General features: G+C 67.3%; 15 protein-coding genes. 14 read left to right on the forward strand and 1 reads right to left on the reverse strand.

Annotated features, from left to right (window positions below; translation table 11 throughout):
* The first annotated feature begins 85 nt into the window (after positions 1–85).
* The 9 genes from H7A86_RS03370 (at position 86) to H7A86_RS03410 (ending at position 12391) form a co-directional block, all read left to right on the forward strand.
* Complete coding sequence (locus tag H7A86_RS03370) at positions 86–1132, forward strand: rod shape-determining protein (protein ID WP_006452025.1); 1047 nt, start codon at positions 86–88, stop codon at positions 1130–1132.
* Positions 1133–1304: 172 nt separating this feature from the next.
* The gene (gene mreC, locus H7A86_RS03375) at positions 1305–2537 is read left to right on the forward strand and encodes a rod shape-determining protein MreC (RefSeq protein WP_119130673.1); all 1233 of its coding nucleotides are present in this window, start codon (positions 1305–1307) and stop codon (positions 2535–2537) included.
* Positions 2534–3019 (forward strand): rod shape-determining protein MreD, encoded by a 486-nt coding sequence (gene mreD / locus H7A86_RS03380; protein WP_104583769.1) that lies wholly within the window; start codon positions 2534–2536, stop codon positions 3017–3019. Before mreC ends, mreD begins: the two co-directional genes overlap by 4 nt.
* A 3-nt stretch (positions 3020–3022) precedes the next feature.
* Complete coding sequence (gene mrdA, locus H7A86_RS03385; RefSeq protein WP_119129563.1) at positions 3023–5083, forward strand: penicillin-binding protein 2; 2061 nt, start codon at positions 3023–3025, stop codon at positions 5081–5083.
* Positions 5080–6198: a rod shape-determining protein RodA gene (rodA, locus tag H7A86_RS03390; RefSeq protein ID WP_104583771.1), complete on the forward strand. Its 1119-nt coding sequence runs from the start codon at positions 5080–5082 to the stop codon at positions 6196–6198. The genes mrdA and rodA overlap by 4 nt, the downstream gene beginning before the upstream one ends.
* A gap of 318 nt (positions 6199–6516) precedes the next feature.
* A complete protein-coding gene (locus tag H7A86_RS03395) occupies positions 6517–7917 on the forward strand; it encodes a glycoside hydrolase family 28 protein (RefSeq protein WP_119130674.1) in 1401 nt (466 codons plus the stop codon).
* Between the two features lie 418 nt (positions 7918–8335).
* Positions 8336–9523 carry a lytic murein transglycosylase B gene (mltB, locus tag H7A86_RS03400; protein ID WP_119130675.1) on the forward strand — a complete coding sequence of 396 codons (1188 nt, stop codon included), beginning with the start codon at positions 8336–8338 and terminating at the stop codon, positions 9521–9523.
* Positions 9520–10926 carry a septal ring lytic transglycosylase RlpA family protein gene (locus tag H7A86_RS03405; RefSeq protein ID WP_119130676.1) on the forward strand — a complete coding sequence of 469 codons (1407 nt, stop codon included), beginning with the start codon at positions 9520–9522 and terminating at the stop codon, positions 10924–10926. The genes mltB and H7A86_RS03405 overlap by 4 nt, the downstream gene beginning before the upstream one ends.
* Positions 10927–11185: 259 nt before the next feature.
* Complete coding sequence (locus H7A86_RS03410) at positions 11186–12391, forward strand: D-alanyl-D-alanine carboxypeptidase family protein (protein ID WP_104583775.1); 1206 nt, start codon at positions 11186–11188, stop codon at positions 12389–12391.
* A gap of 142 nt (positions 12392–12533) precedes the next feature.
* Here the strand turns inward: H7A86_RS03410 and H7A86_RS03415 are convergent, their stop codons facing one another.
* Positions 12534–13595 (reverse strand): lipid A deacylase LpxR family protein, encoded by a 1062-nt coding sequence (locus tag H7A86_RS03415; RefSeq protein ID WP_104583776.1) that lies wholly within the window; start codon positions 13593–13595, stop codon positions 12534–12536.
* A gap of 287 nt (positions 13596–13882) precedes the next feature.
* Here H7A86_RS03415 and H7A86_RS03420 point away from each other — a divergent pair, with 287 nt between their 5' ends.
* From H7A86_RS03420 to H7A86_RS03440, 5 genes are all read left to right on the forward strand, one after another.
* Entirely contained in the window at positions 13883–14866 is a 984-nt protein-coding gene (locus tag H7A86_RS03420) for a CsgG/HfaB family protein (RefSeq protein ID WP_104583777.1), read from the forward strand.
* A gap of 127 nt (positions 14867–14993) precedes the next feature.
* Positions 14994–15272, forward strand: coding sequence for a YbeD family protein (locus H7A86_RS03425; protein ID WP_104583778.1), 279 nt, complete (start codon positions 14994–14996; stop codon positions 15270–15272).
* 89 nt (positions 15273–15361) lie between these two features.
* A complete protein-coding gene (lipB, locus tag H7A86_RS03430) occupies positions 15362–15958 on the forward strand; it encodes a lipoyl(octanoyl) transferase LipB (RefSeq protein WP_243840453.1) in 597 nt (198 codons plus the stop codon).
* Positions 15959–15973: 15 nt separating this feature from the next.
* Positions 15974–16987, forward strand: coding sequence for a lipoyl synthase (lipA, locus tag H7A86_RS03435; protein WP_104583780.1), 1014 nt, complete (start codon positions 15974–15976; stop codon positions 16985–16987).
* A 381-nt stretch (positions 16988–17368) separates the two neighbouring features.
* Positions 17369–19528, forward strand: coding sequence for a carboxy terminal-processing peptidase (locus tag H7A86_RS03440; protein WP_180496985.1), 2160 nt, complete (start codon positions 17369–17371; stop codon positions 19526–19528).
* Positions 19529–19552 lie beyond the last annotated feature (24 nt).

Raw genomic sequence — 19552 nt, forward strand, 5'->3', positions numbered from 1 at the left:
TGGACTTCGTTTTCTGCCCGCTTATCGACCAGTTGGTTCTGCATCGGCGACAGGGCAAGCGACTCTTTCAGGAACGGCTCCCTCGATGTTCAAGAAACTCCGCGGCATGTTCTCCAACGACCTGTCCATCGACCTGGGCACGGCCAATACGCTGATCTACGTGCGCGGACAGGGCATTGTGCTGAATGAACCTTCGGTGGTGGCGGTGCGTCAGGACCGCGCCATCGGCGGCACGCGCTCGGTGGCTGCCGTCGGCGCCGAGGCCAAGCAGATGCTCGGCCGCACCCCGGGCCACATCACCACGATCCGCCCGATGAAGGATGGCGTCATCGCCGATTTCACCTACACCGAGGCAATGCTGAAGCACTTCATCAAGAAGGTGCACAAGTCGCGCTTCCTGCGCCCGAGCCCGCGCGTGCTGGTGTGCGTGCCGGCCGGTTCCACCCAGGTCGAGCGCCGCGCCATCAAGGAATCGGCGGAAGAAGCCGGTGCACGCGACGTCTACCTGATCGAAGAACCCATGGCCGCGGCGATCGGTGCCGGCATGCCGGTGACCGAGGCGCGCGGTTCGATGGTCATCGACATCGGCGGCGGCACCACCGAGGTGGCGGTGATCTCGCTCAACGGCATCGTCTACTCGCAGTCGGTACGCGTGGGCGGCGACCGCTTCGACGAGTCGATCACCAACTACGTGCGCCGCAACCACGGCATGCTGATCGGTGAAGCCACCGCCGAGCGCATCAAGCTGCAGATCGGCTGCGCCTACCCGCAGGACGAGGTGCAGGAGATGGAAATCTCCGGCCGCAATCTTGCCGAAGGCGTGCCGAAGATGATCAAGATCAACTCCAACGAGGTGCTCGAGGCGTTGCACGAGCCGTTGTCGGGCATCATCTCGGCGGTCAAGCTGGCGCTGGAACAGACCCCGCCGGAACTGTGTGCCGACGTGGCCGAGCGCGGCATCGTGCTCACCGGCGGCGGCGCGCTGCTGCGTGACCTGGACCGCCTGATCTCCGAGGAAACCGGCCTGCACGTGCAGGTCGCCGACGACCCGCTCACCTGCGTGGCCCGCGGCGGCGGTCGCGCGCTGGAGCTGGTGGACATGCATGGCAACGAGTTCTTCGCGCCGGAGTGAGGCCTTCGGGAATCGGGAATCGGGAGTAGGGAATCGTGAAAGCATTCCCTGCCCGCGCTCCTGAGCGGTTGCGACGCGGTCCCGCCCATGTGAGTTTTCGCCTCAACCGTCTCGGGGGCAGCACACTGCTTCCCGATTCTCCATTCCCGATTCCCCATTCCCGGCCCTGACAGTGCCCTCCTACGCCGGTCCTCCCGTCGCCTCCCGTCCGGGCGAAGTCACCTCCACGCTGCGGCTGCTGGTCTATCTGGTGCTGGCGATCGTGCTGATCGCGCTCGATAGCCGGGGGGGCTGGCTGAGCCAGGTGCGCCTGCAGGCCAACCTGCTGATCCAGCCGATCTGGGCCGTGGCCGGGTTGCCGGGGCGGATCGGCTCGCAGGTGCGCGACAACGCCGCCACCCACGCGCAGCTGGTGGAAGAAACCCGCGACCTGCGCAACCAGCTGCTGGTGGCCAATGCGCGCCTGACCCGGCTGCAGACCGCCGCGCTGGACAATGCGCAGCTGCGCGAACTGCTCAACGTGGCCGAGCGCCGCGGCCTGGACGTGCAGCTGGCGCCGATCCTGGATATCGACCTGGACCCGACCCGGCAGCGCCTGCTGCTTGACGCCGGCAGCCGCGATGGTGTGCTGCTGGGCCAGGCGGTGATCGATGCCGGCGGGCTGATGGGCCAGGTGATCGAGGTGACCCCGCTGCATTCGACCGTGCTGCTGCTGACCGACCCCGACCACGCGGTGCCGGTCAGTGTGGCGCGCAACGGCGTGCGCCTGATCGTCTATGGCCGCGGCGACCGGCTGGAACTGCGCGACATCCCGCTCAGTGCCGGCGTGCAGGTGGGCGACGAGATCGTCACCTCCGGCCTCGGTGGCCGCTTCCCGGCCGGCTTTCCGGTCGGCAAGGTGTCCGAACTGCATCCGGACGATACCCACGCCTTCCTGGTCGGCGAACTGACCCCGGCCGCCAAGCTCGATCGCGGCCGCGATGTGCTGTTGCTGCGTGCCGGCAAGCCGCTACGCGTGGCGCCGGGAATCGGGAGTGGGGAATCGGGAATGGGGAGTGGCAACGGCGCCGGTGCTGCATCGGTGCCGGCCTCGACGCCGACCGGACAGGCCACTCCCGTTCCGCCGCAAGGAAGTGCGCCTGCCAAGCCGTCGGGAATGGGGAATGAGGGAGCGGGAATCGGCAACGGTGCTGCATCGATGCCGTCCTTGCGATTGACCAGGCAAGGCGCAGCATCTGCATCGTCGCAAGGGGCCGCTCCTACCGATTCCCGATTCCCGATTCCCAATTCCCGTCCCCGAAACAACCAGGGCGCAGCCACCGCAACGCCGCAGCGTGGCGCTCCTACCAATTCCCGATTCCCTATTCCCAATTCCCGTCCGTCTCCGAAGGAGACGGAGCAATGACCCGCATGCGCAACACCTGGATCCTGCCGGCGAGCATCCTCATCGCGCTGGTGCTGGGCCTGCTGCCGCTGCCGGTGGTGGTGCAGCCGCTGCGTCCGTACTGGCTGGCGCTGGTGCTGGCGTACTGGGTGATCGAGGAGCCGGACCGGGTCGGGCTGGGCATCGCCTTCGTGGCCGGTGTGCTGGCCGACCTGCTGTATGGCGGGCTGCTCGGCGAACAGGCGCTGCGGCTGGTGATCATGACCTTCATCCTGCAGCGCTTCCGCGCGCGGATGCGCTTCTTCCCGGTCTCGCAGCAGGCGCTGGCGATCGGCGGGCTGCTGCTCAACGACCGCATCGTCTCCTCGGCGGTGCATCTGGCGGTGGGCGAGCCGACCCTGCCGTGGAGCTACTGGTGGGCGCCGCTGCTGGGCATGGCGCTGTGGCCGCCGCTGTTCGTGTTGCTGGATGCGGTACGGTTGGGCAAGCGGAGCAAGAAGTAAGCCATGCACGGGCGTCGTCACCCCAAGAACCCGCACGCGGAGGCCGAGCAGTTCCGCCGGCGTGCGGTGCTGGGCTTTGTGATGGTGGTGATCTGCCTGGTCGGCCTGGGCGGCTGGTACTTCAAGCTGCAGGTGCTCGACCACGAGGTCTACGCCACCCGCTCGGAAGCCAACCGCATCAAGCCCAAGCCGGTGGTGCCCGGGCGCGGCATGATTTACGACCGCACCGGCCGGCTGCTGGCCGAGAACGTGCCGGCCTTCCGCCTGGACGTGACCCCGGACAAGGTCACCGACATGAACGCCATGCTGGCCGCGCTGGGCAAGGTGATCCCGATCGCGCCGGAGGACCTGGAACGTTTCAATCGCGAGCGGCGCGCGCGGCGCAGCTTCCTGCCGGTCACGCTCAAGCTGCGCATGAGCGATGAGGAAATGGCGCGCTTTGCGGTGGAGCGCTGGCGCTTTCCCGGCGTGGAGCTGGAGCCGTACCTGACCCGGCGCTACCCGTACGGCCCGCTGTTCGCGCACATCATCGGCTACGTCGGCCGCATCGACGAGAAGGACCTGGCGGTGCTGGGCGAGGGCAATGCCGCGCTCACCCACATGGGCAAGTCCGGGCTGGAGCGCTACTACGAGCAGGACCTGCGCGGCCAGGTCGGTTACGAGCAGGTCGAAACCAATGTGCAGGGGCGGGCGATCCGCACCGTCGGCCGGGTCGCGCCGCAGTCGGGCGCGGACCTGCGGCTGTCGGTGGATGCCGACCTGCAGCGCGCGATGGTGGCCGCGTTCGGCGAGCACGAAGGCGCGGCGATCGCGATGGACCCGCGCACCGGCGAGATCCTGGGTATGGTCAGCCTGCCCAGCTACGACCCCAACCTGTTCGTCAACGGCATCTCGCATACCGACTTCAAGATGCTCAACGACAACCCGTCGCGGCCGCAGTTCAATCGGCTGGTGCTGGGCGGGGTGGCGCCGGGCTCCACGCTCAAGCCGCTGATCGCGCTGGCCGGGCTGGACAGCGGCCTGCGCCGGCCGGAAGACCGGGTGCTGTCCACCGGCATGTTCTACCTGCCCGGGGTCAGCCGCGGCTGGGGCGACTCGCACCGCGGCGGCCATGGCTGGACCGATCTACGCAAGTCGATCGCCCAGTCGGTCAATACCTACTACTACCGCCTGGCGGTGGACATGGGCATCGACCGGTTCGACCACTACATGGGCGAGTACGGTTTCGGTCAACCGACCGGGGTGGACCTGCTCGGCGAGATCGGCGGCATCCTGCCGTCGCCGGCCTACAAGTACAAGACCCGCAAGGAACGCTGGTACCCCGGCGACACCGTCAACATCGCCATCGGCCAGGGTGACTGGAAGGTCACGCCGCTGCAGCTGGCGCGCGGGGTGTCGGCGATCGCCAGCGGGCTGCTGCTGCGCCCGCACCTGGTGCTGGAGGAGCGCACCGGCTTCGACCACCCCTGGCAGCCGATGATCCAGCCGCCGGGCAAGCCGATCAGCCCGAGCGCGGCGCACCTGCAGGTGGTGCGCGAGGGCATGATGGACACCATGCGTCCGGGCGGCACCGGCTATGCGATCACCCCCGGCGCGCCGTACCAGATGGCCGGCAAGACCGGCACCGCGCAGGTGGTCAGCCGCAAGGGCGTGGCCGCGGTGGATCCGCGCAGCCTGCCGCTGCATCTGCGTCACCGTGGCCTGTTCGTCGGCTTCGCCCCGGCCGACAACCCGGTCATCGCGGTGGCGGTGGCGGTGGAGGGCGGCGGGTTCGGCACCAGTTCGGCCGCGCCGATCGCACGCAAGATCTTCGACGCCTGGCTGCTCGGCAAGCTGCCCGCCGGCCTGGAGCCGCTGGACAGCGAGCTGGGCATGACCGCCGTGGGCGTCAACCAGTTCGAAGCCGGCGCCACCGATGCGCGCCAGGCCGGCGATGCGGCCGCGGCCACGCTGGACGAGCTGCCGGTGGTGATCGGCCAGACCGCGGTGGCCCTGGACCCCAATACGCCGGCGCAGCCGGTGGTGCCGGATGTGCCCGATGCGGTCCAGGAGACCGACCATTGAGTGACATCCTGCGCTGGCTGGTGGACATGGTGGCGCGCTTCACGCGCAGCCTGGACTGGGTGCTGTGCCTGGCGCTGGGTGCGCTGATGGTGATCGGGCTGTCGGTGCTCAAGAGCGCCGGCGGCGCCGCCAACGGCGATCACCTGGTGATGGCGCAAGCCGTGCGCTTTGTCATCGGCCTGGCTGCGATGTGGGGCATTTCGCGCATGTCGGTGCTGCGCCTGCGCGCCTGGACGCCGTGGGTGTACGGCCTGTCGATGCTGCCATTGCTGGCAGTGTTCGCGCTGGGCACCGGCAAATACGGCCGCCAGTGGCTGGATCTGAAACTGTTCTACCTGCAGCCGGCCGAGTTGCTCAAGATCAGCCTGCCGATGATGGCGGCCTGGTATCTGCACCGCATGCCGTTGCCGCCGCGCATCTCCACCGTGCTGGTGACCGGCGTGATCATCGGCGTGCCGACCGCCCTGATCATGCTGCAGCCGGACTTCGGCACCGGCGTGCTGATCGCCGCCAGCGGGGTGTTCGTGCTGCTGCTGGCCGGCCTGCCGTGGTGGTGGGTGGCGGTGGGCGTGGGTGGCGTCTCGGCGGCCGCGCCGGTGGCCTGGTTCTGGCTGCTGCGGCCGTACCAGAAGGACCGCATCATGATGTTCCTCAACCCGGAAAACGATGCGCTGGGCGCCGGCTGGAACATCATCCAGTCCAAGATCGCGATCGGTTCCGGCGGCTTCGACGGCAAGGGCTGGGGGCTGGGGTCGCAGTCGCACCTGAACTTCATCCCCGAACAGACCACCGACTTTGCGTTCTCGGTCCTCAGTGAAGAATTCGGCTGGATCGGCGTGGCGACCGTGCTCAGCCTGTACCTGATCGTGATCGCGCGCTGCCTGTGGATCGCCTCGCAGGCGCGCGACACCTATTCGCGCCTGGTCGCCGGTGCCACCGGGCTGGCGTTCTTCGTCTACGTGCTGGTCAACGGCGGCATGATTTCCGGCCTGCTGCCGGTGGTGGGCGTGCCGATGCCGCTGATGAGTTACGGCGGCACCTCGGCGGTGTCGCTGCTGGCCGGCCTGGGCCTGGTGATGGCGGTCAAGACGCACCGTCCGGTGCACGGGTACTGAGCCGGCGCGTGCTGCAGCCCAGAGTGGCAGGCGTACCCGCCTCGCCAGAACGAATCATGGCCAACCAGGTGCACCGCGCCGCGTGCGACAGGCGCATGACACGCCGCTGACACTGCGCAGGACGCGTGCGGTTGTGCGTGCTGCGTTGCAATGACGACACGCCGACGCAGGGCCGCTTCGCACGTGCGGCACCGGGTTCGCTCGCCTTCTGTGGGTGAGGGCGTTGCGCCGTAGAGTCCGATGCGCCGCTGTCTGCCCGCGGCTGCGTCGCGTTGCAGCTGCAGGCGCGCACCATTCCTCTTTCCGGTGACCTCTTCCATGAAATTGCTAAGCGCCGCCCTCGGCGGTGTCTGTCTGACGTTCGCTGCACACGCCGGCGCCATCACCCTTGCCAGCGGCGATGCGCGCGCCGTGTCCGAGCCGGCGATTCCTGCCACCTGCCAGGCGGTGAGCGCCAGCCACACGCCGAGCGGGCGCCTGTTCGATGCCGCGCTGGAAAGCGCGCCGCCTGATACCAAGACCATCCAGGCCGCGTTGACGGCCTGCACCGGCAAGAACGGCAGCGTGCTGCTCAAGGCCGGCACCGGCGACGCGTTTCTCAGCGGCCCGCTGACGATTCCCACCGGCGTCACCCTGGTCGTCGATCAGGGCGTGACCCTGTACGGCTCGCGCAATCCGGCCGATTACGGCAGCGGTTGCGGCGTTGCGGGCGCCAAGAGCGGTGGCTGCCTGCCGCTGATCGGCATCAAGGGCGCCAGGTCCGGCGTGATGGGCGTACGCACCGGCGGGCGGCAGGGCACGATCGATGGGCGTGGCGACCTGCCCATGCTCGGCAGGACCACCACCTGGTGGCAATTCGGCGAAAACGCCAAGACTGCCGGCCAGGTGCAGAACAGCCCGGACCTGATCAAGGTGCAGAACTCCACCACGTTCACCCTCTACCACGTCAATCTGATCAACGCGGCGTACTTTCATTTCTTCGCGCACATCGTCGATGGCCTGACCATCTGGGGCGTGCGGGTGAAATCGCCGGCCACCAGCCCCAACACCGACGGCCTGGACCTGGACAGCGTGGTCAACGCCAGCCTGGTCGACAACGATGTGATGGGCGGCGACGACTGCGTGGCGATCAAGACCATTGCGTCCAGGTCCGGCAACATCAGCGTGCGCGACAACCGCTGCTACGGCACCCACGGCATCTCGATCGGCAGCGAGGTGATGTCCGGGGTCAACAACGTGCTGGTCGACAACAACGCCATCACGGCCAGCGACGATGCCGGCAATCGCAGCACCGACAACACCGGGCTGCGCATCAAGACCAGCCTGGCCAAGGGCGGCCCGGTCAGCCTGGTGACCTATCGCAATACCTGCCTGTACGGGGTGACCAGCCCGCTGGTGATCAACCCGTTCTATGCGACCGGCGGCAGCGGCACCAAGCCCAGCTTCAGCGACATCGTCGTCAACGGCCTGCGCACCACCGGCGATGCCGGCCTCAAGGGCAAGGGCTGGATCCTGAGAGGTTTCGATGCGCAGACGCCGCTGGACCTGACACTGGCCAACGTGGCCACCGGCAATACCGCGGTCACCGCCAGCGACGCGCGGATCGGGCTCAGCAACAGCGCGCTCACCCCGACCGGCAGCAATGTCACCACGCCCACCGTGCAACTCGGCGGCAGCGTGCCCACCTGCTCGACCGCACCGCGCTTCCCGGCCCTGTAATCAACCAGGCGCGGCCACCCGGCCGCGCCTGACGGCCGGATCGACATCAAGGGACCAAAGCCGGCCGCTAATGCCCTCAGATGAAGAAGCCAGAAGCAGGCCCACGGCATGCCGCCAAACGCAAAGCCTCGCCAGCGCCTGGCCCGGTCCACCAGACAGCCCCGGTCGGCGCACGAGCACCCCGCACCCCCGCACCAATCCCGACTCCCCAATCCCCATTCCCCATTCCCCATTCCCCACTCCCCACTCCCCACTCCCCACTCCCCACTCCCCACTCCCCACTCCCCATTCCGCGCGGCACCGGCCAATCCCCAATCCCGAATCCCGAATCCCGAATCCCGAATCCCTGCCACTCAAAGCTCTTTCCTTTCATGGCCTTATTGCCAGAAGTTCATCTGTTCTCTGTTACCCTCGGCCGATGATTCGACGCACTTTGACCTGCCTGCTCACTCTCGGCCTTGTCGCCTGCGCGACCCAGCCCAGCCCTCCGACCCCGCCGCCGGCCGCCAGCGCGCCCCCGGCCAAGCCGCCGAGCACCCCGGTCGCGCTGGCCGCCAGCGCGCCCCCGGCCAAGCCGCCGAGCACCCCGGTCGCGCCCGTCAGTGCGGCTGCCGAAGCGCCCGCGCTGCCGCCGGTGGACCTGACCCCGGTGCCGTTCGAGATCGCCCGTGCCAACTTCGTGCGCGACACCGCTGCCAAGTACGGCATCGACGCCGCACAGATCGAAGCGGTGCTGGCGCAGGCGCAGTTCAAGGACGCCATCGTCACCGCGATGTCGCGCCCGGCCGAGCGGGTCAAGCCGTGGAACGAATACCGCCCGATGTTCATCACCCAGGCGCGCATCGATGGCGGCCGCAAGTTCCTAGCCGAACATCGTGCAGAGCTGAGCAAGGTCGAAGCAGCCACCGGCGTGCCGGCGCAGGTGATCGTGGCCATCATCGGGGTGGAAACCAGTTACGGCAGCAACGCCGGCAAGTACCGCGTGCTGGACGCGCTGTACACGCTGGCGTTCCGCTACCCGCGTAGCGGCGACCCGGCCAAGCTCGAACGCGAAGTGCGTCGCGAGCTGTTCTTCCGCGATGAACTCGGCCAGCTGTTCGCGCTCGGCAAGGAAGAGCAGCTCGATGTCACCACGCTGATCGGCAGCTATGCCGGCGCGATGGGCATGGGCCAGTTCATGCCGTCCAGCTACCGCCAGTTCGCCGTCGATGGCGATGCCGACGGCAAGCGCAACCTGTTCACCGACCACAACGACGTGTTCGCCTCGGTGGCCAACTACTTCGTCAAGAAGGGCGGCTGGGTGCGCGGTGGCCAGGTCGCGGTGCCGGCCACGCTGGCCGCAGGCCACGAGGAATTCAATCCCACCGACTGGTCGCCGGTGCACACGCTGGCCGATCTGTCCGCGCGCGGCTACCACCCCGATGCGCCGGTGGTGGCCGGCACTACCGCCACGCCGATCACCCTGGACGATGCCAACGGCAAGCAGTACTGGCTGGGCTTCCAGAATTTCTACGCGATCACCCGTTACAACATTTCCAAGATGTACGCGATGGCCGTGTTCCAGCTGTCCGAGGCCATCGCCGGCAAGGAGTTACCCCCGGCATGAACAGCACGACAGGCCCCAAGTGGCTGATCCCGATGGCGCTGATGCTCGGCCTGGCGGCCTGTAGCAGTGCACCGAAGAAGAGCGCCGGCACTGGCGGAAGCGGCGCCATCAAGGGCGTCAAGGTCGACGGCAAGGGGCCGGCGTATGTCGCCACCGGTTGCCCCTCGACCTCGCCGTACGCGGCCGCCAAGGAAGACCCGTCCACGCGCGGCGACTACACCGCCGGCGGCCTGTACAAGCCCGGCGTCAAGGACACCACGCCGGACCATGTGCCCAACGTGGCCTGCATCCCCGAACCGCTGGTCACCAACGAGCCGCGCTCGGCGGTGGGCAACCGCTCGCCGTATGAGGTGCTGGGCAAGCGCTACGTGGTGATGGACAGCCCCGGCGACTATGTCGAACGCGGAACCGCCTCGTATTACGGCAGCAAGTTCCACGGCCGGCTGACCTCCAACAAGGAGGTCTACGACATGTACGCCTTCACCGCCGCGCACAAGACCTTGCCGCTGCCCAGCTTTGCGTTGGTGACCAATACCGACACCGGCGATTCGGTGGTGGTGCGCGTCAACGACCGCGGCCCCTTCCACGACGGGCGCGTGATCGATCTGAGCTACGCCGCCGCGGTCAAGCTGGGCATCACCGGCAAGGGCACCGGCAACGTCGAGGTGCGTGGCCTGACCGAAGCCGACAACGGCAATCTGCTGGCCAAGCGCCGCAGCGGCAGCGCACCGGTCAGCACCGCGGTGGCCGCCGCACGGCCGGCCGCCAGCGCCAGCCAGATCGATGGCCTGGTGCAGCGTCTGCCTACCCGCACAGTGCCGTCCGCCGCTCCGCGCGCAGGGGCCGCCAGCGCCGCCGCTCCGGTCGCCGCCGCAGTGGCAAGCAGTGCCGGGACTGCTGCGGTTCCCGCGGGCGAGCGTTGGCGCTACCGCGTGGCCGACTCGCGCCAGCCCGGCAATGCCGACAATTTCGATGCCTGGATGAAGGCGCAGGGCGTGCGCGTGGCCACCGGCAAGCCGTCTGCCGCCGCGCCACGGCCGGCCTCGTCCGTTCCGGTGGCGGCCGCGCCGGTCGCGGTCGCGGCGGTCAAGCCCGCCGACAGCGCCCCGACACGTCCGCTCAGGAGCGAGCCGGCGCCAGCCAAGGCGCCGAGCGTGGCCGAGGCGGCATTGGGCGACATCCTGCTGCAGGTGGCCAGCTTCGCCAGCCGCGAAAACGCCAACCGCGCGCTGTCGCAGCTGGCCTCGGCCGGCATTGCCGGCGCCAGCGTCAGCGACATCGTCAGCGGCGGCCGTACCTTGTGGCGGCTGCGCGTCAACGCGCGTGACCACGCCAATGCCTCGGAAATCGCGCAGCGCATCGCCGGCCTGGGCTTCGGGCGTCCGCAGATCGTTGCCAACTAGGCCGGGTCGAACTGTCTGCCAAGGCGTCGGCGGAGGGTCCGGCGCCTGACTTCGCAAGCTGTCGTCGAGCAACCGTGATCCCTGCGCGCCCTGTTCGCGCGCCCGATGCCCGGGTGCTGTCAGCCGCACTCGGCACGCCACCTGCCACCATCGCTGAACTGCGCAGGCGCGCGCGGCCGCTGGCGCGTCGCCCTGATCGCCGCGGCGCCTTACAATTTCGCATTACCCAGCCTTCGGGCCCGTCAGGAGTCGTTCTTCAATGAAATTCCGCTTCGCCGCCGCTGCGGTGGCCACGTTCGCCTTTGGCCTGGTCTGCGCCCAGACGCCTGCGCCGCAGCCGACGCCTGCCGTTGCCGCTGCGCCGGCCGCCGTCCCGGTTCCGCCCGCACCCGCCCCGGCCGTGTCCAAGTCGTGGATCCTGATGGATTACGCCACCGGGCAGGTGCTGGCCGGTGAAAATATCCACCAGCAACTGGCGCCGGCCAGCATCACCAAGGTGATGACGTCCTACGTGGTCGCTGCCGAAATCAAGAACGGCAAGGTCAAGCGCGACGACCAGGTCATGATGAGCGAGCGCGCCTGGCGCGAGGGCGGCGCCGGCACCGACGGCAGCTACAGCGGTTTTCCGGTCAACCAGACCGCGCGTCTGGAAGACATGGAAAAGGGCATGGCGATCCAGTCCGGTAACGATGCCGCGATCGCATTGGCCGAGCATGTGGCCGGCAGCGAAGAGGCCTTCGCCTCGCTGATGAACAGCTACGCCGCCAAGATCGGCATGAAGGACTCCTACTTCGTCAACGCGCACGGCCTCAGCGCCGAAGGCCACCATTCCACCGCCTATGACCTGGCCATGCTGGGCCGGGCGATGGTGCGCGACTACCCGGAGACCTACGCCTACAACAAGATCAAGGAATTCCAGGTCGGCAGCATCAAGCAGAACAACCGCAACCTGCTGTTGTGGCGCGACCCGGCGGTGGACGGCATCAAGACCGGACACACCTCCGAGGCTGGCTACTGCCTGCTGAGTTCGGCCAAGCGCGGCGACCAGCGCCTGGTGGCGGTGGTGATGGGCGATTCGTCCGAGCGCCAGCGTGCCGACGACAGCCTGGCCCTGCTCAACTGGGGCTTCCGCTTCTTCGAAACCCACAGCCTGTACGCGCCCGGCAAGGTCGTGACCAAGCAGAAGGTCTGGAAGGGCGAGCAGGACGAAGTGCAGCTCGGCGTGGCCCAGCCGCTGCTGGTCAGCCTGCAGCGCGGCCGCTACAACGACCTCAAGCCCAGCATGGAAGTGGCCAAGAACCTGCAGGCCCCGATCAAGCAGGGCCAGCAGATCGGCACCGTCAAGGTCAGCCTGGACGGCAAGATCATCGCCCAGGCCCCGCTGGTCGCCATCAATGCCGTGGAAGAAGGCGGATTCTTCAAGCGCCTCTGGGATGCGTTCTGGATGTGGTGGGAATCGGAGTGATCCAAAGAAAAAGCCGGCGAAAGCCGGCTTTTTTCTTTTGAATCGGGAATCGGGAATCGGGAATCGGGAATCGGGAATCGGAGAGGCGGGGTGTCGCTCTTGTTCTACCTATTCCCTTTTCCCAATTCCCGATTCCCAGCCCTCAAAGCATCCGACTGATCGTGAAACTGCCATACACCGGCGTTTCGCGCTGGGTGTCGAATTCGCGGGTGCGGTGGTAGCGGGCGATGGCGAACTTCCAGCGGCCGTACATCACCGCCAGGCCGTAGCCGACATCGCCCACGAACGCACGCTTGTCCACGCTGTGGCTGTTGCGGAAGGTGTTGCCGTCCAGGGTGATGTCGCGCAACACCCAGCGCGCATCGGTGGTCACGAACAGATGGCCCGACCAGCCGCTGGCGCGCCCGAGCCGGCTGGGGGCGGTGTTCTCGCCGGCCGGGCGGGTCGGGGTGCTGCCGAAGTCGTCCGGCAGTTTCCAGCCAAAGCGTGCCTCGCCACCGGCATTCAGATGCGTGGCCATGTTGCCGACCGAGCCGCCCCAATGCGAAATGAAGTCCCAGCCGAAGCCGTCTGCATTGACCGCCGCATCGCCCGGCCAACGGCGCATGCGCTCGTGGACCAGGTTGATCAGCGGCTCGTTGTGCAGCTGGTTGTCCCAGCCCTGAAACTTCTCGTCGCCCAGGATGTCGTGGATGGCGTCCTGCGCTTCCTGCGCAAACGCCCATGGGCCGACCACGCCGATCTGCAGCTGGGTGGTGCGCAGCTGCGCATCGTTGCGCGCGTTGTAGCCGAAGCTCGCCAGCAGGATGCCCGCATACGGGCGATCGTCGGGGATCACATCGCGGCGGGTCGGATCGGTGGGGGTGAAAATCGCCTGCCCGATCGAGAACACCATGTTCTGCTGCTCGAACTCGCCCGGATGCAGGCGCTCCAGGTAGCCGTTGACCCAGCGCGCGGTGCGCGGCAGGCAGGGGTCGTCTGTGTAGTCGACCAGGTTGGGCGAGACCAGCGTCAGTACCGCACCATTGGAGTAGCCCTGATCCTGGTCCTCCCCACCGAACAGGTCATTGTCGACCCGGAAGTTCACCGCCGGCGGGGTCCGGCTCATTCTGCTGGAGTCGCACTGGTCGGCGGCCAGGGCCGGCATCGACAGCCCGGAAAGAGAAAGCAGCAGGGCAGCGGTCAACGCGCGCGGTCGAAGCATGGAGGGCCTGGGAAGGTAGGAAGGACGATGTGGGGCAAAGGTGCCTGCGGCCACGGCTGCGCCGCGTGAATGTGCAGGAGGGATCATGCCCGAGCCGCCTGGATGCAGCGGCGGGGTCTGGAACACCAGTCCGTTCCATTTGCGGTATGACGGCCATGAAAAGCTCGCGCGAATAGCATATGATCCGCCCCCGGGGAAACCAGCCCCAAGGAACGGCGGCCTTTTCAGGCCGTTTCATCACAACGGATCGCGTTTGCCGACGGCAGCGCAGGTGTCAGGGGAACAATATGAGCAAGACGATTTCTGTGAGCGCAGCGCTGTTGTCCGGCGTGGTGGGCATTGCACTGGCCAGCGTCAGCGCGCCGGCCCTGGCCGGACTGAAGGATGCCTTCAAGGGCTCCGCACAGGATCAGCGCAAGGATGCCGTCGCGCAGATCCCGGTGTGTGCCAAGCCGCTGGGCAGCCTGTCGGTGATCGAGCCGGAGGACGCAGTCAACTGGTGGTCCGGTCAGCAATTGCCGGCGCCATCCAAGTTGATCAAGGTCTTCGTCAACCGTTCCCGCTGCTTCACCCTGGTGGACCGTGGCGCGGGCATGGCGGCATCGCAGCGCGAGCGCGATATGGCGGCAAACGGCGATCTGCGCGCACGTTCCAACGTGGGCAAGGGCCAGATCCGCGCAGCCGATTATGTGATGACGCCGGACCTCATTTCGCAGAACCACAATGCCGGCGGCAGTGCCATTGCCGGCATGCTGGGCGGCCTGGTGGGTGGCAATGCCGGCAACCTGGTCGGTGGCCTGAACCTCAACAAGAAGACCGCTGACGTGGTGCTGACCATCACCGATGTGCGCTCCTCCGAACAGGTCGCCATGGCCGAAGGCAACGCCAAGAAGACCGACCTGGGCTGGGGCGCGCGTGGCAACGTCTTCACCGGCGGCGACTACGGCGCGGCCGGTGCCGGCGGTTATGCCAACACCGAGATCGGCCAAGTGATCACCCTGGCCTATCTGCAGGCTTACACCGACGTCGTCACCCAGCTCGGCGGTCTGTCCGGCAACGCGGCTGCATCCAATGTGCAGCAGGCTGTGACCGTGACCCGTGCGGGGCGTCTGTTGGGCAATGCCAAGGGCACTGGCGCAGCCGTGCGCACGCTGGAGCCGGGCATGATGCTGTACCCGACCGGCACCAAGGAAGGCGTCATGTGGGAAGTCGAAGACGAAATGGGCAATCGCGGCTGGGTCTCGTCGGCCATGCTGGAACTGTCCAAATAAGCAATTAGCGCCATCCATGCCGGGCGTGACGCGTCTGGCGTGAAACAACGGGGCCCCGGTGGCCCCGTCGTTCTTTCCCACGTACTGCGGGCTTGGGTTTGTCCGCCATCGTCCCGATAATGGGCGGATGGAAATCAGCACCGACAACCCCGATCACGGCTTCCAGTTTCCCGGCACCTTCGAGCTCAGCGCCATGGGCGCGGCCGAGCGCGGGCTGGAAAGCGAACTTCCGCGCCTGCTCGCCGCCACCGGCGTGGAGCTGCTGGAGGAAAGCATCAGCTGGAAGCATTCGTCCAGCGGCAAGTATGTCTCGGTCAAGATCGGCTTCCGCGCCGAAAGCCGCGCGCAGTTCGACGCTGCGCACCAGGCGCTGCGCGACCATCCGGAAGTGAAGTGGACGCTGTAGCGGTGCAGACGCTGGCGGGCCCGGTCCCCGCCCTGCCGGCGCAGTGGCGCGATCTCGGTCGACAGGAGTACGCGCCGGTGTGGCGCGCGATGCAGCGGTTCACCGATGCGCGTGATGACGCCACGGCCGACGAGGTCTGGGCGGTCGAACATGCGCCGGTGTTTACGCTGGGCCAGGCGGGCAAGCCCGAGCACGTGCTGGCGCCGGGCGAGATTCCGGTGCTGCAGGTCGATCGTGGTGGCCAGGTGACCTACCACGGCCCGGGCCAGCTGGTGGTCTATCCGCTGCTGGATCTGCGCCGGCTCAGGATCGGCGTACGCGATTACGTGTGCAAGATCGAGCAGGCGCTGATCGACACGCTGGAAGAGTGGAACATCGTCGCCGAGCGCCGCGACGGCGCGCCGGGCGTGTACGTGGGCGGGGCCAAGATTGCCGCGCTCGGCATCCGGGTGCGGCGCGGCTGCACCTTCCACGGCCTGTCGTTCAACGTGGCGATGGACCTGGAGCCGTTCCACCGCATCAATCCCTGCGGCTACCAGGGCCTGCAGGTGACCTCGGTGCTAGACTTGGGCGGCCCCTCCGGGATGGACGCCGTCAAGGCGGTGCTGCTCGATCAGCTGGCGCGCCAGTTCGGTCTCGTCCTGCAGCCCGCGTCCGCGTTGCCCGACCTTTCGCTTCCGGCCTGAGCGCCCGTTATTGCCATGACCCAGCCTATCGCCCGTTCCATCCCCTTGCAGGTCGTCTCCGGCGACTCCGCCGCACCTGCGCCGTTGCAGACCGGCGTCAAGCAGATCGGTGGCGACAAGATCAATCGCTCGCCGGTGCAGTTCGTCGATGCGCCGGTGCTGCGCAAGCCGTCGTGGATCCGCGTGCGGATTCCGTCCGGCAATGCAGTGCAGAACCTCAAGGCCAAGCTGCGCGAAAACCGCCTGGTCACGGTCTGCGAGGAAGCCAGCTGCCCGAACATCCACGAGTGCTTCAGCCACGGCACCGCGACCTTCATGATCCTGGGCGAGGTGTGCACGCGGCGCTGCTCGTTCTGCGATGTGGCGCACGGTCGGCCCAAGCCGCCGGATGCAAACGAGCCGGCCAGCCTGGCCACCACCGTGGCCGACATGGGCCTGAAGTACGTGGTGGTGACCAGCGTGGACCGCGACGACCTGCGCGACGGCGGTGCCCAGCATTTCGTCGACTGCATTGCGGCCATCCGGGTCAGTTCACCCAAGACCCGCATCGAGATCCTGACCCCGGACTTCCGTGGCAAGGGCCGCATGGACCGCGCGCTGGAGATCCTGGCGCTCAGCCCGCCGGACGTGTTCAACCACAACATCGAAACCGTGCCGGACCTGTATCCGAACGTGCGCCCCGGTGCCGACTACCAGTGGTCGCTGACCCTGCTGCAGCGCTTCAAGGCGCAGCATCCGTCCATCGCCACCAAGTCCGGCATCATGCTCGGCCTGGGCGAGACGATGGAACAGGTGCAGGCCACCTTGCGCGACCTGCGCGCGCACGATGTGGACATGATCACCATCGGCCAGTACCTGCAGCCGACGCCGCACCACCATCCGGTGATGCGCTACTGGACGCCGGAGGAATACAAGGCGCTGGAGGAGTACGGCAATGCGCTGGGCTTCAGCCACGTCGCCTCCGGACCGATGGTGCGCTCGTCGTACCACGCCGACCGGCAGGCGGCCGGCGCCGGCGTGGCTGCCTAAGGCAGGCGATCGCCCTGTGCCCGTGCTCGGGCGGCCGCGGTCGCCCGCCCGGGCGGATGCACCGTCTGGCACCGCAGCTGCGTGCTGGCCGGGCGCATCCCACGTGGCAACTGCGTGCGAGCGGTTGTAACGATTTCGATGCCGAGCGACGCACAAGACCCCGCCTCTTGCGGGGTCTCGTCGTATCCGGCCGTTGCGTTCTGGCCTGCAGGGTACGGTCGCGTTCACAATCCGCTACAGGCCCGGCGCTAGGCTGATTCAGCCAGCGGATGACAACGCCAGCAACTTTCGGCACTGTCATGCTGTCCGATCCGTTCACCGCCTTTCTTTCGTCGGCCCTGTGCCGAGAGCCATTCGATGACCTACAACGTTTCTGCGTCCATGAAGGCCGGCCTGCTGGCGCTGGTGTTGACCACCCCGATGGCATTGCTCGCACGCGCCGATACGGCGTTGCCGGCCGCAGCCACGCCCGACCAGGCCACCGCGACCAAGCTGGTCTATGGCCTGCTCTCCGATAGCCGTTACGCCTACCGTCCGCGCACGCTGGACGAGGCGATGACCAAGGACGTGTTCAAGCGTTATCTGGAAACCCTGGACGGCAGCAAACAGTTCTTCACCCAGACCGACATCACCGGCTTCGCGCCGCTGGAAGCGGGCGTAGGCGATGCGCTGCGCGGCGGCAAGCTGGATCCGGCGTTCCAGGTGTTTTCGGTCTACAAGAAGCGTGTCGATCAGCGCGTCAAGTACGCACGCGACCTGCTCAAGCAGGATTTCGATTTCACCGGCAGCGACAAGTTCGAGTACGACCGCAAGGACGTGCCGTGGGCCGCCGACGACAAGCAGCTGGACGTGCTGTGGCGCCAGTCGGTGATGAACGACTGGCTGCGCCTGAAGCTGGCCGGCAAGAAGCCTGAGGACATCCGCAAGACGCTGGACAAGCGCTATGCCGCGCTGGCCGATTCGGTCAATGAGTTGAAGGCCGAGGACGTGTTCCAGTTCTTCCTCAACGCCTACACCAATGCGGTCGATCCACACACCGATTACTTCACCCCGCGCACGGCCGAAAACTTCAATCAGCAGATGTCGCTGTCGCTGGAAGGCATCGGTGCGCAGCTGCAGAAGCAGGACGACATGGTGGTGATCCGCGAGGTGATCCCGGGTGGTCCGGCGGCGGTGGATGGCACGCTCAAGCCGGGCGATCGCATCGTCGGCGTGGGCCAGGCCAAGAACGGCGCGATCGAGGATGTGATCGGCTGGCGCATCGACGATGTGGTGGCCAAGATCCGCGGCAGCAAGGACACCCAGGTGCGCCTGGAGTACATCCCGGCCGAGTCGGGCATCGACGGCAAGCACCGCACGGTGACGCTGACCCGGCAGAAGGTGCGCCTGGCCGAACAGGCCGCCAAGGGCGAAACCATCACCCTGCCGGCCAAGGGCAGCGAGCCGGAGCGTCGCATCGGCATCATCAAGTTGCCGGGCTTCTATCAGGATTTCGAGGGCCGCCGGCGCAACGCGACCGACTATGCCTCGGCAACGCGCGACGTCGCCAAGCTGCTGGCCGGCTTCAAGACCGACAAGGTCGACGGCGTGGTGCTGGACCTGCGCAACAACGGCGGCGGTTCGCTGGACGAAGCGATCGAGCTCACCGGCCTGTTCATCGAGCAGGGTCCGGTGGTGCAGGTGCGCGAATCCGGCGGCCGCGTCACCGTCAATGGCGATAGCAATCCCAAGGTCGCCTGGGATGGTCCGCTGGGCGTGTTGATCAATCGCGGCTCGGCGTCGGCGTCGGAGATCTTTGCCGGCGCCATCCAGGATTACGGTCGCGGTCTGGTGATCGGTGAAACCAGCTTCGGCAAGGGCACGGTGCAGAACATCGTCGACCTGGACCGCTGGCCGGCTGCGGAAGGCCAGCGCTATGGGCAGGTCAAGCTGACGATCGCGCAGTTCTTCCGCGTCAGCGGCTCCAGTACCCAGCACAAGGGCGTGGTGCCGGACATCGCATTTCCCGCCAGCGTGGATGCCACCGAGTTCGGCGAGAGCACCTACGACAATGCGCTGCCGTGGACGCGCATTGCCGCCGCGCCGCATACCCAGTACGGCAACTTCGCGCCGCTGCTGCCCAAGTTGCAGGTCCTGCACACCGCGCGTATCGCCACCGACAAGGAGTTCCAGTGGTGGGAAGAGGACGTCAAGCAGTTCCGCGATGAGAAGGCCAAAAAGTACATCTCGTTGAACGAGGCCGAGCGCGTTGCCGAGCGTCAGAAGCAGGATCAGCAGCGCAAGGACCGCCAGCAGTTGCGCAAGCAGCTGGGCCTGCCGCTGGATCCGCTTGCCGAAGACAGCGATGACGGCCTGACCGGCAACGAGCGCGATATCGTCAAGGACACCGCACGCGAAAAGGCCGCGGAGAAGCGCCCGGACCCGTTGCTGCACGAATCGGCTGCCATCCTGGCCGATGCGCTGGGCCTGCTGTCGCAGGACCAGCCGCTGTCGGCGCAGGTGCTGCCGCAGTCGACCGCACCGGGACGTTGGGCCGACTGATCGTCTGCCGAGCACCCGGCGACT

It is taken from the genome of Xanthomonas euroxanthea (assembly GCF_903989455.1).
Taxonomy (GTDB): Bacteria; Pseudomonadota; Gammaproteobacteria; order Xanthomonadales; family Xanthomonadaceae; genus Xanthomonas; species Xanthomonas euroxanthea.

Excerpts from the sequence above, each read along its gene's own strand:
- H7A86_RS03370 (WP_006452025.1), top strand. The coding sequence starts at position 86 with ATGTTCAAGAAACTCCGCGGCATGTTCTCCAACGACCTGTCCATCGAC.
- mreD (WP_104583769.1), top strand. The coding sequence starts at position 2,534 with ATGACCCGCATGCGCAACACCTGGATCCTGCCGGCGAGCATCCTCATC.
- mrdA (WP_119129563.1), top strand. The coding sequence starts at position 3,023 with ATGCACGGGCGTCGTCACCCCAAGAACCCGCACGCGGAGGCCGAGCAG.
- H7A86_RS03395 (WP_119130674.1), top strand. The coding sequence starts at position 6,517 with ATGAAATTGCTAAGCGCCGCCCTCGGCGGTGTCTGTCTGACGTTCGCT.
- mltB (WP_119130675.1), top strand. The coding sequence starts at position 8,336 with ATGATTCGACGCACTTTGACCTGCCTGCTCACTCTCGGCCTTGTCGCC.
- H7A86_RS03405 (WP_119130676.1), top strand. The coding sequence starts at position 9,520 with ATGAACAGCACGACAGGCCCCAAGTGGCTGATCCCGATGGCGCTGATG.
- H7A86_RS03410 (WP_104583775.1), top strand. The coding sequence starts at position 11,186 with ATGAAATTCCGCTTCGCCGCCGCTGCGGTGGCCACGTTCGCCTTTGGC.
- H7A86_RS03415 (WP_104583776.1), bottom strand. The coding sequence starts at position 13,595 with ATGCTTCGACCGCGCGCGTTGACCGCTGCCCTGCTGCTTTCTCTTTCC.
- H7A86_RS03420 (WP_104583777.1), top strand. The coding sequence starts at position 13,883 with ATGAGCAAGACGATTTCTGTGAGCGCAGCGCTGTTGTCCGGCGTGGTG.
- H7A86_RS03425 (WP_104583778.1), top strand. The coding sequence starts at position 14,994 with ATGGAAATCAGCACCGACAACCCCGATCACGGCTTCCAGTTTCCCGGC.
- lipB (WP_243840453.1), top strand. The coding sequence starts at position 15,362 with ATGCAGCGGTTCACCGATGCGCGTGATGACGCCACGGCCGACGAGGTC.
- lipA (WP_104583780.1), top strand. The coding sequence starts at position 15,974 with ATGACCCAGCCTATCGCCCGTTCCATCCCCTTGCAGGTCGTCTCCGGC.
- H7A86_RS03440 (WP_180496985.1), top strand. The coding sequence starts at position 17,369 with ATGAAGGCCGGCCTGCTGGCGCTGGTGTTGACCACCCCGATGGCATTG.